We start from the raw sequence: 15,821 nt of genomic DNA, 5'->3' as shown, positions 1-15,821 counted from the left end.
ATGCTGCCGGCCAGATTGGCGTGGAGAATTTTTGACACCGAACGCCAGGTTTCACAAGCCTGGATTAAATCCAACTTACATCTGGTGTTTTATTAAAAACACAGAGTCATCCCGCAAGCACAAACCGCTCCACCACCATCCCCTCGATCGCCTCCAGATCGGGCAACAACGCGCTCTGCTCGCCCAGCAGCACGCGCATGTGCACGCCGGGCGGGAGGGTTTCTTCGGAGGCGTCGGCGAGCAGGCCGTCGCGGGGGACGGAGATCAGTTGCGGGAAGGATTGGGTGAGCAGTGCCAAGTACGGCAGGTCGGGGTTGCCGCCCAGGGCCTTGAGCACGACGATCTTGTTGTTGGCGGCGACGGTGTCGGCGCCCAGGCCGGTCAGGCGGGCGAAGGAGACCAGCGGTACTTTCCAGCCGTACCAGGCGATCTGGCCGAGCAGCCAGTGCGGGGCGTCGGGCAGCGGTTCGACCGGCACGCGCGACATCACTTCGGCGATGGTGGCGTTGGGCAGCAGTACGCGCTCGCTGCCGGCCAGGATGAGGACACCGCGGATTTCGTCGTTGCTGGCGTAGCTGCTCATGGAGTGACTTCGTCCTGGAAGCGGAAAAAACGCGCGATGCGGGCTCGGCGGTGAATGGCGTGTGCCGCCTCGCTCAGCCGCTCCACCGCGCGGTCAAGGCCTGGGCCAGCTGCGCCGGATCGCCGCCAGGATGACCCTGCAGGATCAGTTGCGCACCGGCGGCGGGGTCGTAGCAGCCGTCGCCGGATTGCCCGGCCACCCAGGCGCCCTGCGCGGCCAGTGCCAACACGGCCTCAACCTGCTGCGGATCGCTGCCGCTGAGCAGCAGCACCGCGCTGTGCGCGGCCGGCAGGCCGGCGACCACGGAGGCGCCGGCGTCCTGGGCAACGAAGCGCAGGCCGGCGCTGCCCTGCACGCCGACATCGTCGGGCAGGATGTAGACGTTGCCGGGAGTGACCGGCTCGCCGGCCTCGGCCAGCAGCACCGGCAGCGCGGACACGCGTGCGATCTGCTTGACCAGGTTGCCGTAGCGGCCGCCGTCCAGGCGCAACTGCACCAGCAGCGGCAGCGGGAAGTTGTCCGGCAGTGCAGCGAGCAGGCGGCGGATCGCGTCGGGGCCGCCGATGCCGGCCATCACCAGCACGGCGCCGCGCGCGACGTCGGCGCGGGCGCCGGGGCCACTTGGAGATGCGGACTCCTCAGAGTCCAGCGCCACCAGCGACAGGCCTTCGGTGGAGAACTGCACGCTGCGCTGCGGTTCGCGCGGCTGCGGCGCGCTCAGCGGCGCGTCGTCATCGACCAGCGACCAGGCACTGGCCGGCAGCGCCGCGGGTGCGGCTGCGGACGCAGCCGGTGTCGCATCATCAGCCGACGCTGCAGCCGACGCTGCAGCCGGTGCCGCAGACGCTTCGCTGGCAGCGGCCTCGGCGCGCGCGAACTGCAGTTCTTCGAAACCCGGCGCGACGTCGGCCGGCGGCTGCCAGGTGTAGACGCCGTCTTCCGGCACGGTCGCGGCGAAGCCAGCGGCTTCGTCGACATGCAGGCCGATCGGCGCGTCCTCGTGCAACTGCGCCGGCGTCGCCGGCAGGCCCGGCTCCGGCTGCAGGCCGGTCTCGGTCTCGCGGCCGGGCGGCAGCACGTCCTGGTGGCCTTGCAGCTTGGCCGCCAGATGCCGCGCCCAGCGCTGCGCTTCCCAGCCTTCGCGGCGCGCGGCCAGCTCGGCTTCGTCGAAGATCACGGTGACGCCGGGCAGTGCCAGCGCCGCATCCAGCCGCTCCAGTGCGTCCTCGATCGCCGGCTCCAGCGCGATCAGTACCGCGCTGGGGGCGGCATCGGCCAGGGTCTGCGCGTCGATCGCGCCCGGATCGTCTTCCAGCACGATCGCCGCGCCGACCAGGTGCAGGGCTTCGCGCAGGCGCTCGCGCGCCTTGCCGGGGCGGGCCAGCAACGCGACCGGCGTGGAGGTGGCGTCGCCGTCATTCGCGAACACGGGCGATCCCCAGCAGGTCGTAGACGTTGCGCATCAGATCCAACTCTTGGTAAGGCTTGCCGAGGTAGCGCTGCACGCCCAGTTCGAAGGCGCGCTGGCGGTGCTTTTCGCCGCTGCGCGAGGTGATCATCACGATCGGCACGGCGGCGTAGCGCGGATCGGCGCGCATCGCGGTCGCCAGTTCGTAGCCGTCCATGCGCGGCATCTCGATGTCCAGCAGCATCAGGTCGGGCACGCGCTCTTCCAGGCGTTCCAGCGCCTCGACGCCGTCGCGCGCGGACACCACGTCGAAGTTGTGCCGTTCCAGCACGCGGCCGGTGACCTTGCGCATGGTCAGCGAATCGTCGACCACCATCACCAGCGGCACGCGGCGCTGTTCGGTCGGCACCGCCTCCACCACCGGCCGCAACGGCTGCGCCAGGAAGCGACGCACCAGCGGAGCGATGTCGAGGATCACCACCACGCGGCCATCGCCGGTGATGGTGGCGCCGTAGATGCCGGGCACCGACGCGATCTGCAGGCCGACCGGCTTGACCACGATTTCGCGGTTGCCGAGCACCTGGTCGATCGCCACGGCCGCGCGCAGGTCGCCCGCGCGCACCAGCAGCAGCGGCACCTGCGCCTGGCCTTCGGCGCGCGCCGGGGCCTGCCCGACCAGCGAACCGAGGTCGTGCAAGGCGTACTCCTCGCCGCTGTAGCGGTAGCCGCCGGTGCCGGCCTCGAAGCGTTCGCGGCCGATGCGGCCGATGCCGCTGACCGACGCCACCGGCACCGCGAAGGTGGTGTCGCCGATCTGCACGAACACCGCCTGGGTCACCGCCAGGGTCTGCGGCAGGCGCAGGGTGAAGGTCACGCCCTGGCCACGCACCGAGTGGATGTCCACCGAGCCGCCGAGCTGGCGCACTTCGTTGCGTACCACGTCCATGCCCACGCCGCGGCCGGCCAACTGGCTGACCTGGTCGTAGGTGCTGAACCCGGGCGCGAAGATCAGCGCATCCAGTTCGTCGTCGGACAGCACCGCGTCGGCGGCGATCAGCCCGCGCTGCTCGGCGCGGCGACGTATCGCCTCGCGGTCGAGCCCGGCGCCATCGTCGGCCACTTCCAGCACGATTTCCGACCCTTCGCGACGCAGGCGGATGGCGATGTTGCCCTCCTCCGCCTTGCCCGCGGCGCGGCGCTGTTCCGGCGCTTCCAGGCCGTGCGCAACCGAATTGCGCAGCATGTGTTCCAACGGCGCGACCATGCGGTCGAGCACGTTGCGGTCGAGTTCGCCGTGGGTGCCTTCCAGGCTCAGGTGCACCTGCTTGCCGGTTTCGCTGGCGGCCTGGCGCACCACGCGCCGCAGCCGCGGCACCAGGCCGTCGAACGGCACCATGCGCGCGCGCATCAGCCCGTCCTGCAGTTCCGAACTGACGCGCGACTGTTGCTGCAGCAGACCGTCGTACTGCCGCGCCAGGTCGTCGAGTACGCCCTGCAGGCCACCCAGGTCGGCCGCGGACTCGTTGAGCGCGCGGCTGAGTTGCTGCAGCGTGGAGAAGCGGTCCAGCTCCAGCGGGTCGAAGCTCTGCTCGGCCTGGTCCTGTTCGCGCTGGTAGCGGGCGACGATCTGCGCCTCGGTTTCCAGGTCCAGGCGCCGCAGCTGGTCGCGCAGACGCGCATTGGTGCGGTCCAGTTCGGCCATCGCGCCGCGGAACGCCCCCAACTGCTGCTCCAGCCGCGAACGGTAGATCGCCACTTCGCCGGCATTGTTGACCAGGCGGTCGAGCAGATCGGCGCGCACGCGCACCTGTTCCTGCATCGGCCGCGCGAGCATCGACTCTTCGTCTGGCGCGCCGTCCACCGGCAGCGGCGCCGACAGTGGCGCCGATACGGCCGCCAGGGCCGCGGCGGACAGGGCAGCGTCGGCTGCAATGGCGGGCGCGGCGGCAGCGGTCTCGGCGTCGCCGCTGGCGACGGACGACTGCCCATGCGTGCGCGCGTCGAACGCAGCGATCAGGTCCTGCGGCATCGCCACCGCGCGGTGGTTGCCGGTCAGGGTCAACAACTGGTGCAGGCGATCGAAGCCGCGCTCGAGCAACTGCACGTCCTGGCGGTCGAGCTCGGTACGGTGGGCGGCGACCGCCTCCAGCAACGACTCAATGCCATGGCCGAGGTCGCCGATGGCGTTGATCCCGGCCATGCGTGCGCCGCCCTTGAGCGTGTGCAGATCGCGCTGCAGGCCGCCGAGGACGTCGCGGTCCTGCGGCGCGGCACGCAACTCGGCGATCAGGCGATCGCAGTGGTCGAGCAGGTCCTTGCCTTCGTCGACGAAGATATCGACCAGTTCGCGATCGAGGTCGGCGAAGTCCAGCGGGCCGAGATCGACGGCCGACAGATCGGGCCGCGCGCCATCGGCGACGGCATGCGCGGCGTCGGCGTCGGACAGCGCAGGTACGGCTGCCTCCGGCGCGTGCGGGTGGATCGCTTCGTGGGCGTGTTCGGCCGATGCCGCGTCGGCATCGGCCGCCGTGGCCGTGTCGCCCTGATCGGCGGCGTCCTGCGGCACGTTGGGCGCTTCGTCGAACGCCGCATGATGCGCTTCCGTCGTTTCATCGACGTCGGACGGCGCCGCGTGCGCGGCGTGCTCCGTTTCGGTGGCGGCGTCGTGCGGCGCGCCATCAGCTGCACCACCGGTCGGCTCGACGTGTTCGGCAAGCGCTTCGGTGTCGGTGTGTTCGCCGACCGCGTGTGTGGCGAGCGAAGCCGCATCGCCCTCGTGCGTTGCCTCGTCCACAGGCGCTGCGGCATCCGGCGTCGCGTCGCCATGCTCGGCGGCAGCCTCGGTATCGTCGTTGGCCGAGGCCACGCCATCGTGGCGCCAACCACTCGACGGCGCCAGCGGCTGCTGGTGCAGGCCAATCGCGGGCGCGTCCTCGTTGAGCTGTTGCTCGTGCGCGTCCGCGGTGTCGTCGGCGGACGCGTCTGCGTCGCCGTGCGCAGCGTCGTGATCCGCTGCCTGCGACTCCTCCGCCTGTGCATCCTGGGTGTCGTCGGCCTGCGCTTCGGTCACTTGGTCCGCGGCATCGCGGCCCACTGTCGTGCCATCCGGCGCCTGCGCATCTTGCGTCTGCACGCGCGCATCCTGGGTGTCGCCCGCCTGCGCGTCGGCCGCATGGCCATCCGCTGCCGCGTGATCGGATGCCTGGGCATCCTGCGCGTGGACGGACGCGTCCTGCATTTCGTGAGCCTGCACCTTGTCCTGGCGACTCTCGGCGCCATGCGCTTCGCTCTCCTGCGACGGTGCCTGCACGTCTTGCGCGTCCGTCGTCGTGACGGTCGCGGCATCGTCGGCGACCGCATCGACGATCGCGTCCTGCTCTGTCCCCGAATCCAACGCCTCCGGCGACGGCTCGGCCGGCACCTGCCCGGCGCTCAGTGGCGCTTCGACCGTCAGCTCGTCGAGCCGACCGTCCTGTGCCAATGCCGCCTGTTCGTCGGCTTGGTACTCGTCATGGGGCGCCACCAGTTCTTCGACCGGTGCCGCGTCCTTGCTCGGCGGCTGCTCCTGCGCGGACGCATCCGCAGCAGGCAGCAGATGCTCGCTCCCCGATGCCGACGTAGCCGCCTCGGCATCGGCATCGAGGGTGGCGTTGGCTTCTGCCGGTGCGGACGACACATCCGCATGGGCATCGGCGACATGCTGGTCCGCCGCACTTTCGCCTGCCTGATCGACCGCTTCGTCCGCTGGCAGCGTCTCGTGCAGATGCACGGCGTCGCCCACGAACGCCGACAAGTCGTCGGCCGCGGTGAGTTCCACCGCCTGCACGGCCTGCGCATCCAGACCGGTGTCGCCCTGTGCAGACGCGGACAGGTCTTCGTCGTCCTCGTCGTGCGCGATCGGCGGCCACTGCACTTCCGGCAGGGTCTCCACCAGTGCGCGCAGGCGTTGTGCCAGGTCGGTGAACGGCGGAATCACCGGCGACGGCGCCTGCAGTTCCGCGATGGTGGCGGCGATGGCGCGCGCCGCGTCCTCGAGCGCACGCACGCCTTCGGCGCTGGGCACGCTGCCGGCGGCCAGCGCACGCTTGACGTAGCTCTCGGCCGGACCGGTGACCGCCGTGATCTCCGGCACGTCGGTCATCGCGAACGCGCCACTCATGGTGTGCACTGCACGCAGCAGCGCTTCGGTGGCCGGCTGCGGCGCGTGCTGCAGCCAGGCATGCACGGTCTCCAAGTGAGTGGCGACCTCGGCTTCGAGGATCTCGCGCAGCACGCTGTCCACCGACGCCGGCGTGCCCGCGCGCGGCGCGGCCGCGGCCTGCGGCGTGGCGAAATAGAACGCGTCCTCGCCGGCAGCGATGCGCTCGGCCACCGCCTGGATCGCGTCCAGGTCGGCCTGCACCGTGCCGTTGCCGCGCAGTGCGGCATTGAGTTGCGGCAGCACCGCGTAGGCCTGCTCGACCATGGCGACCACCGCCGGGCTGGCCGGGCGCGAGCCGTCGAGCACGCGGTTGAGCATGCTCTCGATCTTCCAGCTGAACTCGCCGAGCACGCGCGCGCCGACCAGGCGGCCGCTGCCCTTCAAGGTATGGAACACACGGCGGATCGGCCGCAGGCTTTCCATGTGCCCGGGCGCGGCGCGCCAGGCCGGCAGTAGCGTGCCGAGATTGACCAGTTCCTCGTCGAACTCCTCGAGGAACACCTCGCGGATTTCCTCGTCGATCTCACCTTCGCCGTCGATGAAGCCCGCCTCGACGGCGGGAGCGGAGGCGACAGGTGCGGCGCTGGGCGCGGCATGCTGCGCTTCGGCGGACGTGGCGGCGGCAGACTCGCCATCGCTGGTGGCGGTGGCGACATCGAACTGCGCGGCCGCCGCCTCCAGATCGGCGAGGAACGCGGCTTCGGCGTCCGACACCGGCGTCGTGGGAGCAGCGTGTTCCGAGACCGGCGCGGACGTCGCCTGTTCCTCGGCGTCCAGCGTGGCATGCCCCGGCGCCGACGGCGCAGCGGCCACGGCGTCGGTGTGCGCTTCGTCGCCAATGCTGGCAAGGTCGGCATCGGCATGCGCCTGGCCATCCTGGGAAGCGTGAGAATCGGTCCCGCCTGCGACGTCGGTGGCGGCGACCTGCGTGATCTCGCTCGGAATCGCATGCGCGGCGTCTTCTGCGTCGGCACCGGCGTCGGAGGACTCAGCCTGCCGTGCCGCGTCGGGGCGCTCGCCATGCGCCATGTCGGCGTCGGCGTCGGCCAGCTCGGCCGCATCCGGGGGCAGCGCAGATGCTGCCTCCTGGTCCGGCGACGCCGGGGCGGCATGCCAATCGAGTGCATGTGCCTCATCGGCCATGTTCGGCGCGTCGACAAACGCCGGCGCGTCTTCCAGTTCGATGATCAGCGGTGGCCTGGACGCGTCGGTATCTTCCGCAGCAACCGGTGCGTCGACGATGATCAGGTTGGGATCGTCGTGTTCGCCAAGCTCGGCAAACGCGGCCGGCACATCGGCCTGCGCCTCATCCGGGTACTCGGCGGCCACCGGATCGAAACCGGCAACATCGGACGCGGGCGCCGCGGGAACGGCTGCAGCTTCGTCTTCCTGCGTGAACGCGGGCGGCGTCTCCGACCGCAACGCGTCCTGTTCCAGCACCAGGGAATCGAGGCTGATGTGCAGCGGCTCGGCGGTGCCGGTCCAGCTGTCCTGTTCGGCCGCGACCGGATCGAAACTGAGCGCCTGCGATGGTGCCGCGGATTCCTGCTCGCGCGCGTCGCGCACGTCGTCGGCCGGCGCGGAGGCGTGTTCGGCCGCGGCATCGTGTTCGTCCGTCGCCAAGCTCCACTGCGGCGCCTGCGGGGCGGACGACGCGGCGTCCTGGGTGCGCGGCATCGTCTCCGGCACGTCCTCGGCCGGCGCCAGATCCCAGGCCGGCGCGGCCGGTGCGGCGATGGACGGCGGCGCGGACTCGACGGTGGGATCAGCGGCCACTGGCGGCGGCGCGACCGATTCGGTCGCCTCGCTTCCGCTCGGCAACACGCCCGGCACGGCCGGCGCGGTGTCGGGCAGCGGCCAGTAGCGCAGCGCTTCCAGGCTGCTGCGGGTGATGTCGAGAATTTCTTCGCGCCCGGGGCGACGCTCGCGCAACGCTTCCAGGTAGTACTCGAGGCTGGCCATCGCGTCGGCCAGGGTGTCGAGCTGGCGGCCGCTGGGCACGCGGCGCTTGCCGATCAGTTCGGTGGCGACATAGCGGCGCACGCCTTCCAGGTAGTCGGCCGGCTGCGGCAGCTCCAGCATGCGCAAGGCACCGGCGACCTCGCCGAGCAGGCGCGGCACTTCGTCCAGGCGCGCATGGTCCCAGTTGGTCTCGATGAAGGCGACGAAATGCTCGCGGGCACTGCCGAAGTTGGCGATCGCCTCGTGCGCCAGCACCTCCACCGTACGCCGCGCCTCGGCGGCGCTGGCCTCGTCCTGCACGTCGCCGCCGGCGCCCAGGTAGGCGACCTGGTCGTCGAGCGAGGCGTCCACGTACAGCAGCGCGCCGGCGATATCCAGCAGCAGGCCTTCGTCGGCCGCGCGGGCGCCGTCGACAATGCTGCGCAGCGCGTCGCGCTGCTGCACCACCACGCTGCGCGCCACGCCCAGGCCCATCACGCCCAGGGTGTCGGCGACGCCGCCCAGCTCGTCGACCTGGGCCTGTAACGCGGCGACGTCGCCGCCGGTGCGCAGGTGCAGGTCCAGCGCGTCCTTGACCCGCAGCAGTTCTTCCTTGATCGCAGTGCCGACGGTGTCGAGCAGCTCGCGGTTGCGCCCGGCGAGGCTGCCGCGTGCGTGGTCCAGCTCGGCCTCGGTGGCGGCGGCGGCATCGGGCGCCAGCGCGAACAGCGCGCCCTCGCTGAGGCCGGCTTCGCCGCGCGCAGCGCGGATCTCGTTGAGCAAGGGCAGCAGCACGATCGGAATGTCGCGATGGCCGTCCTGCAGGCGCTCCAGGTAGTCCGGCAGCAGCACGGTGCCACGCATCAGCGTGGCGCAGGCCTCGTCGCGGTCGGCCGCCTGGCCGTTCTGCACGGCGACCGCCAGCAGCTCCAGTTCCTCGGCAACCATCGCCGGCGCGTACAGTTCGACCATGCGCAAGGTGCCCTGCACCTGGTGCAGGTAGCCGGCGCAGAAGCGCATGCGGCCGGTGTCGGCCGGTTCTTCGACGAAGGCTTCGATCTCGCCGCGCACCTGGCGCAGGGTCTCGTCCAGTTCCGGCTTGACCCAGCCCAGCGCGGCATGGCTCATCGCATCGCGCAGCGCGCTCATCGCCGCGTCTCCGCGGCCGGGCACGCGCCGTGCCGCGCGAGCGCGGCGACGGCATGCGGGAGTTGTTCACGGTACGTCATGTGCGCTTCCTTCCACCCGGTTCCGGCCCGCTTACGCCGGCAGCTTGAAGTCGGCGACCGAGCGCCGCAGGTCCGCCGCCAGTTGCGCCAGGCGGCCGATCGATTCGGCGGTCTGTCCCGCACCTTGCGAGGTCTGTCCGGTGATCTGCCGGATCACGTCCATCGTCTGGGTGATGTCGATCGCCGCCGCCGACTGCTGGTGCGCGGCGATGGAGATGTTCTTGATGAGGGTGTTGAGCGCGTTGGACACGCGCTCGATCTCGGTCAGCGCGGTGCCGGCATCCTCGGCCAGGCGCGCGCCGGACACCACCTCGGAGGTGGTCTGCTCCATCGAGCTGACCGCTTCGTTGGTATCGGCCTGAATGGTCTGCACCAGGCCCTCGATGCGGCGGGTGGCGCCGGAGGTGCGTTCGGCCAGGCGCTGCACTTCGTCGGCGACCAGGGCGAAACCGCGGCCGGCCTCGCCGGCCGAGGCGGCCTGCACCGCGGCGTTGAGCGCGAGGATGTTGGTCTGCTCGGAAATGTCGTTGATCAGTTCCACGATCGAGCCGATCTCCTGGGTCGACTCGCCCAGCCGCTTGATGCGCTTGGAGGTCTCCTGGATCTGGTCGCGGATCTGGTCCATGCCCTGGATGGTCTCGCGGACCACGCCGGCGCCTTCGGCCGCGATCACCACCGAGCGCTGCGCCACTTCCGCCGATTCGGTGGAGTTGCGCGAGACCTGCTCGATGCTGGCGGCGATTTCGTTGATGCGCACCGAGGCCGAGCCGATCTGCTCGGCCTGATGCCCTGCCGCGTCGGCCAGCTGCCGCGCGGTGGCCTGGGTTTCCTCGGTGGACACGGCGACCTTGGCCGAGGTGTCGTTGATGGTGGTCACCAGGTGGCGCAGTTCGTCGACGGCGTAGTTGATCGCGTCGGCGATGGCGCCGGTCATGTCCTCGGTGACCGAGGCCTTGACCGTCAGGTCGCCTTCGCCGAGCGAGCTGATTTCGTCGAGCAGGCGCATGATCGCCTGCTGGTTGCGGCTGTTGTATTCGACCTGGGTCTGCAGGCGGATTTCCTGCTCGCGGCTGCGGCTGCGCACCGTGGTCCAGACGAAGCCGACGATCGACAGCAGCGCCAGCAGGCCGGAGATCACGCCCAGCCAGAAGTTCGGGAACCACCGGGTGTCGCGGGTGGAGCCGAACGCGGAGAACGCGTCGAACAGCTTCTTGCTGTCCTCCAGCATCTTGCCCGAGCCGGCGGTCAGCGCCGCCGCGGCGGACTGCGCGGCGAACAGGCTGCGCGAGCTGGCCTGCAGCGCGTCCAGGTCCTTCTTCATTTCCGCCCACTGCGCCTGCGACTGCTCCAGCGCGGCCAATGCCGCGGCGTTGCGCACCGGGGCGATACCCAGCTCTTCGTTGCCGTTGCGCAGGCCCTCGAGCATCTGCCCGAACACCACTGCGTCGCGCGCCAGCGCGTCGCCGGCGCTGGCGGCACCGCGGCCGCCGGCGCGCATTTCGGTGACGCGGCGGGCCATGGTGCCGGCCACCACCACCTGCTGCAGGGTGTTGTAGATCTGTGCGGCGGGAGCGCCGCCGACGGTCATCGCGCGCACCACCTCGTTCAACTGCGCCTGCAACTGCGGCACGCCGCCGACGAAGCGGTCGGCATTGCCGGCCAAGGCCAGCACCGCTGGTTCGCTGTCCACCACCTGCTGCGCGTTCTTGGCCAGCGGCGCCCAGGTGCCGTTGAGGGTCTGCAACGGCCCGGACACGCCGGTCTCGTTGGCATAGCGTGCATTGAGCTCGGCGACGGTGCTCTCTACCTTCGCCTTGGTCTGCTTGAACTGCTTGAAGGTCTCAGCATTGCCGGACACCGCGTCGCGGGCCTGGTTGGCCAACTGTTGCGACAGCACCTGCAGGTCGGCCGCACCGGTGCTGGCGCCGGCCAGGCGGTTGCCCTGCCAGGTGGCCACGCCGGTGTTGGCGCCGAACACGACCAGCGACAACGCCAGCAGGCCCAGCCAGAAACTCGTGCCCACGCTGCCGAGCTTGCTGGCCTTGCGGGCGTCCGGAGCAGTACTCATGATGCGACCTCGGTCTTCGATGCGGAGGCAGCGCGCGCGCTCAGGCGGCGGCTTGCCGGAATTCGGGAGTGCGCGACAGCAGCGACAGCGAGAACACGCCCCAGTCCTGGGCGTCGCCGCGGAAGGCGCGGTCGATGAAGTGCGCGTAGCGGCCCTGGGCCAGATCGCCCGCCTCCACCGCCTGCGCCTCGGTGAAACTGCGCTGGCCGAACAGCTCGTCGATGGTCAGGGCCACGTCGCCGCCGCTCTGGCGCATGATCAGCACGCGCTGGCCTTCCTGCAGCGCGGTGCGTTCGCCTTCCAGGAACTGCTTCAGGTCGACCACCGGGAACAGGTTGCCGCGCAGGTTGCCCACGCCCAGCAGCCACGGCTGCGCGCCCGGCACCGGGGTGACCGGCGGCATGCGCACGATTTCCACCACTTCGCGGAAGTCCGACACCAGGTGGCGCTTGCCGACGCGGTAGCCGACCCCGCGCCAGACGTCGTCGTCGAAGGCGCGTTCGGGCATCTGCACCGCGTGCGCCAGGCTGCGCCGCTCGTAGGCCTCGAGGATGTCGAAGGGCGAGCGCATGTCAGCCCACCAGTTGGTTGATGCGGGCGATCAGCTCGTCTTCCCGCGGCGGCTTGACGATGTAGTCGGTGGCGCCCTGGCGCATGCCCCAGACCTTGTCGGTCTCCATGCTCTTGGTGCTGATGATCAGCACCGGGATGTGCCGGGTGGCCTCGTCGCGCGACAGCGCGCGGGTGGCCTGGAAGCCGCTCATGCCCGGCAGCACCACGTCCATCAGCACCAGGCTCGGTGCCTGCTCGCGCACCAGCTTGATCCCGTCCTCCGCGTTGTCGGTGGACAGGACCTGGTGCCCGGCTTTTTCCAGCCATTGCGTGAACACCGCCCGGTCGGTCGGTGAGTCCTCGATCAACAAGATACGGGCCATGCTGCCTTTCCCCCTGGTCAGGCGTTGACGTATGTACGGATCGCGCCCAGCAGCTCTTCGCGTGTAAAGGGTTTGGTGAGGTACTGCTCGGACCCGACGATGCGCCCGCGCGCCTTGTCGAACAGGCCGTCCTTGGAGGACAGCATGATCACCGGCGTAGCCTTGAACAGCTGGTTGCCCTTGATCAGCGCGCAGGTCTGATAGCCGTCCAGCCGCGGCATCATGATGTCCACGAAGATGATCTGCGGCTGCTGATCGGCGATCTTGGCCAGGGCCTCGAAGCCGTCGGTCGCCGTCACCACTTCGCACCCTTCGCGCTTCAGCAACGTTTCGGCGGTACGACGGATTGTTTTCGAATCGTCGATCACCATGACCCGCAAGCCTGCGAGTTCCCCACCCGCAGTCGTGTTTTCACTCATCACTTGCCCCCAAGCGCGCGACGCTTCATCGGATCCGGCTTCGCTGCGAAACGCCATGTATCCCAAGACCCGCTGCGACTGTCAAGGCCGCCGCTGCGGGTCTGCGTTGAACCACGTAACAGCACAAACTATGTCACAGTTTGGCGGATAACGTGCGACACCGCGAAGCCGCGCCCGACACCCGATGCGCGGCGCCCCCGCCGACCCGCTACCATCGTCCGCTCAGTCTCTCAGGTGCCCCCATGCCGTTCGATGTCATCGTGGTGATGGACCCCATCGCCAGCATCAAGATCGCCAAAGACACGACCTTCGCGATGCTGCTGGAAGCGCAGCGCCGTGGGCACCGCCTGCACTACGTGCGGCCGGGCGGGCTGACCCTGCGCGACGGCCGCGCGCTGGCCCAGGCCGCGCCGCTGCGAGTGCGCGACGACAAGGCCGGCTGGTTCGAGCTGGACGCCTTCGCCGACCTGACCTTCGGCCCCGGCCAGGTCGTGCTGATGCGCAAGGACCCGCCGTTCGATGCCGAGTTCCTGTACGACACCCACGTGCTGAGCGTGGCCCAGCGCGCCGGCGCGCAGGTGGTCAATGACCCGCAGGGCCTGCGCGACTTCAACGAGAAGCTGGCCGCCCTGCTGTTCCCGCAATGCTGTCCGCCGACCCTGGTCAGCCGCGACGCCGCCACGCTCAAGGCCTTCGTGCTGGAGCACGGCCAGGCGGTGCTGAAGCCGCTGGACGGCATGGGCGGGCGTTCGATCTTCCGCAGCGGCACCGGCGACCCCAACCTCAACGTGATCCTGGAGACGCTGACCGACGGCGGGCGCAAGCTGGCCCTGGCGCAGCGCTTCATCCCGGACATCAGCGCCGGCGACAAGCGCATCCTGCTGGTGGACGGCGTGGCGGTGGACTACTGCCTGGCGCGGATTCCGCAGGGCGACGAGTTCCGCGGCAACCTGGCCGCTGGCGGCCGCGGCGAAGGCCGCCCGCTGAGCGAGCGCGACCGCTGGATCGCCTCCCAGGTCGGCCCGGAGATGAAGCGGCGCGGCATGCGCTTCGTCGGCCTGGACGTGATCGGCGACTACCTCACCGAGGTCAACGTGACCAGCCCCACCTGCGTGCGCGAGCTGGACGCGCAGTTCGGGCTCAACATCGCCGGGCTGCTGTTCGACGCCATCGAGGCCTATCCGGCGCGATGAGCGCGGCCGCCGCGACGCCCGCGCCGCGCATCGGCGAGCGCGAACGGCTCAGCGCCACCCTGGTGCTGTCGCTGATCGTGCATGGGCTGCTGATCCTCGGCGTGGGCTTCGCGATCGACGACGATGCGCCGCTGGTGCCGACCCTGGACGTGATCTTCAGCCAGACCAGCACCCCGCTGACCCCAAAACAGGCCGACTTCCTGGCCCAGGCCAATCAGCAGGGCGGCGGCGACCACGACAAGCCCCAGCGCCCACGCGACAGCCAGCCGGGCGTGGTGCCGCAGCGTCAGGATGGCCTGGCGCCGCAGGCGCTGCGCGCGCAGACCGCGGCCGCCGCGCCGGAACCGACCCCGCGCGTGGTCAGCAGCGCGCGCGGCGAGCAGCCGCTGCCGGTGGCGCAGACCCAGCCGCGCACCGACGAGCCGCAACGGCCAGTGGACGCGCAGCGCGAACAGCGCGATGCCGAGATGGCGCGACTGGCCGCCGAGGTGCATTTGCGCTCGGAGCAGTACGCCAAGCGTCCCAACCGCAAGTTCGTCTCCGCCAGCACCCGCGAATACGCCTACGCCAACTACCTGCGCGCCTGGGTCGACCGCGCCGAGCGCGTCGGCAATCTCAACTATCCCGACGAAGCACGGCGGCGCCGGCTCGGCGGCCAGGTGGTGATCAGCGTCGGCGTGCGCCGCGACGGCAGCCTGGAGAGCAGCCGCATCCTGCGTTCCAGCGGCGTGCCGATGCTCGATGCCGCCGCCCTGCGGATCGTGCAGCTGGCGCAGCCGTTCCCGCCGCTGCCGCGCACCGACGACAACATCGACATCCTGCAGGTGACCCGCACCTGGGTGTTCCTGCCCGGCGGCAGCTTGGTCGACGACCGCTGAGCTGCGCGCACGGCAGCACCTCTCAGCAGGCTAGCCCCTCTCCCATCGGGAGAGGGGCTGGGGTGAGGGTACGGCCGCCCGCAACGCCTGACGGTCGCAAACAGTTCGAGGCTTCGCCCGTACCCTCATCCGCCCCTTCGGGGCACCTTCTCCCGCAGGGAGAAGGGAAGCGCTAGCCCCTCTCCCACCGGGAGAGGGGTTGGGGTGAGGGTGCGGCCGCCATGGAACGCCTGGCGGCAGCAACCCTTTCGAGGCTTCGCCCTTACCCTCATCCGCCCCTTCGGGGCACCTTCTCCCGCAGGGAGAAGGGAAGCGCTAGCCCCTCTCCCACCGGGAGAGGGGTTGGGGTGAGGGTACGGCCGCCACGGAACGCCCGGCGGTCGCAAACAATTCGAGGCTTGGCCCGTACCCTCATCCGCCCCTTCGGGGCACCTTCTCCCGCAGGGAGAAGGGAAGCGCTAAGCCCCTTTCCCGCCGGGAGAGGGGTTGGGGTGAGGGTACGGCCGCCGCGGAGCGCCCGGCGGTCGCAAACAATTCGAGGCTTCGCCCGTACCCTCATCCGCCCCTTCGGGGCACCTTCTCCCGAGGGGAGAAGGGAGGCGCTAAGCCCCTCTCCCACCGGGAGAGGGGTTGGGGTGAGGGTACGGCCGCCCACAGCGCCCGGCGGTCGCAAACAGTTCGAGGCTTCGCCCGTACCCTCATCCGCCCCTTCGGGGCACCTTCTCCCGGTGGGAGAAGGGAAGCGCTAGCCCCTCTCCCACCGGGAGAGGGGTTGGGGTGAGGGTACGGCCGCACGGAGCGCCCGACAGTCAACGACATAACCATTGGTGCCGCCCACATAACGACGCGGCATTTCTGTGATGGCGGCCCACTAAGGTTAATGGAGCGGGGGAACGTTACCGCGCACACCGCATCATCCAGGACGGGCGGATTCGAGTCGGCGCGGCGTGCCCCGCCCCACCACTC

Annotated in this window: 9 protein-coding genes; 2 read left to right on the top strand and 7 right to left on the bottom strand. The window is 70.3% G+C overall.

Features of this window, described 5'->3' with window-relative positions:
* Positions 1–106: 106 nt before the first annotated feature.
* The 7 genes from ACP93_RS19480 to pilG all read right to left on the bottom strand — a co-directional run bounded on the left by ACP93_RS19480 (position 107) and on the right by pilG (position 12,784).
* Positions 107–583 carry a chemotaxis protein CheW gene (locus ACP93_RS19480; RefSeq protein ID WP_048492319.1) on the bottom strand — a complete coding sequence of 159 codons (477 nt, stop codon included), beginning with the start codon at positions 581–583 and terminating at the stop codon, positions 107–109.
* Positions 584–656: 73 nt separating this feature from the next.
* Complete coding sequence (locus ACP93_RS19475) at positions 657–2,012, bottom strand: chemotaxis protein CheB (protein WP_048492318.1); 1,356 nt, start codon at positions 2,010–2,012, stop codon at positions 657–659.
* Positions 1,999–9,282, bottom strand: a complete 7,284-nt coding sequence (locus ACP93_RS19470) for a hybrid sensor histidine kinase/response regulator (protein ID WP_048492317.1) — start codon at positions 9,280–9,282, stop codon at positions 1,999–2,001. Before ACP93_RS19470 ends, ACP93_RS19475 begins: the two co-directional genes overlap by 14 nt.
* 111 nt (positions 9,283–9,393) lie before the next feature.
* Positions 9,394–11,430, bottom strand: a complete 2,037-nt coding sequence (locus ACP93_RS19465) for a methyl-accepting chemotaxis protein (protein ID WP_048492316.1) — start codon at positions 11,428–11,430, stop codon at positions 9,394–9,396.
* Between the two features lie 40 nt (positions 11,431–11,470).
* A complete protein-coding gene (locus ACP93_RS19460; RefSeq protein ID WP_048492315.1) occupies positions 11,471–12,001 on the bottom strand; it encodes a chemotaxis protein CheW in 531 nt (176 codons plus the stop codon).
* A gap of 1 nt (position 12,002) precedes the next feature.
* The gene (locus tag ACP93_RS19455; RefSeq protein ID WP_010343242.1) at positions 12,003–12,365 is read right to left on the bottom strand and encodes a response regulator; all 363 of its coding nucleotides are present in this window, start codon (positions 12,363–12,365) and stop codon (positions 12,003–12,005) included.
* 17 nt (positions 12,366–12,382) lie between these two features.
* Positions 12,383–12,784, bottom strand: a complete 402-nt coding sequence (gene pilG, locus ACP93_RS19450) for a twitching motility response regulator PilG (RefSeq protein ID WP_003472648.1) — start codon at positions 12,782–12,784, stop codon at positions 12,383–12,385.
* A 242-nt stretch (positions 12,785–13,026) separates the two neighbouring features.
* On the opposite strand from pilG, the gene gshB reads away from it, so the two are divergent.
* Positions 13,027–13,977 carry a glutathione synthase gene (gshB, locus tag ACP93_RS19445; protein WP_048492314.1) on the top strand — a complete coding sequence of 317 codons (951 nt, stop codon included), beginning with the start codon at positions 13,027–13,029 and terminating at the stop codon, positions 13,975–13,977.
* Entirely contained in the window at positions 13,974–14,855 is an 882-nt protein-coding gene (locus ACP93_RS19440) for an energy transducer TonB family protein (protein ID WP_048492313.1), read from the top strand. The genes gshB and ACP93_RS19440 overlap by 4 nt, the downstream gene beginning before the upstream one ends.
* Positions 14,856–15,821: the final 966 nt, after the last annotated feature.

Source organism: Xanthomonas sp. NCPPB 1128 (assembly GCF_001043115.1).
In the GTDB taxonomy this organism is placed as follows: Bacteria; Pseudomonadota; Gammaproteobacteria; order Xanthomonadales; family Xanthomonadaceae; genus Xanthomonas_A.
The sequence above is the reverse complement of the archived record's forward strand: the minus strand, read 5'-3'. Positions and strand labels throughout refer to the sequence as shown.

Bases quoted from the DNA above. Each gene is read 5' to 3' on its own strand.
- ACP93_RS19470 (WP_048492317.1), bottom strand. From the start codon at position 9,282: ATGAGCGCGCTGCGCGATGCGATGAGCCATGCCGCGCTGGGCTGGGTC.
- gshB (WP_048492314.1), top strand. From the start codon at position 13,027: ATGCCGTTCGATGTCATCGTGGTGATGGACCCCATCGCCAGCATCAAG.
- ACP93_RS19440 (WP_048492313.1), top strand. From the start codon at position 13,974: ATGAGCGCGGCCGCCGCGACGCCCGCGCCGCGCATCGGCGAGCGCGAA.
- ACP93_RS19460 (WP_048492315.1), bottom strand. From the start codon at position 12,001: ATGCGCTCGCCCTTCGACATCCTCGAGGCCTACGAGCGGCGCAGCCTG.
- ACP93_RS19465 (WP_048492316.1), bottom strand. From the start codon at position 11,430: ATGAGTACTGCTCCGGACGCCCGCAAGGCCAGCAAGCTCGGCAGCGTG.
- ACP93_RS19480 (WP_048492319.1), bottom strand. From the start codon at position 583: ATGAGCAGCTACGCCAGCAACGACGAAATCCGCGGTGTCCTCATCCTG.
- ACP93_RS19455 (WP_010343242.1), bottom strand. From the start codon at position 12,365: ATGGCCCGTATCTTGTTGATCGAGGACTCACCGACCGACCGGGCGGTG.
- pilG (WP_003472648.1), bottom strand. From the start codon at position 12,784: ATGAGTGAAAACACGACTGCGGGTGGGGAACTCGCAGGCTTGCGGGTC.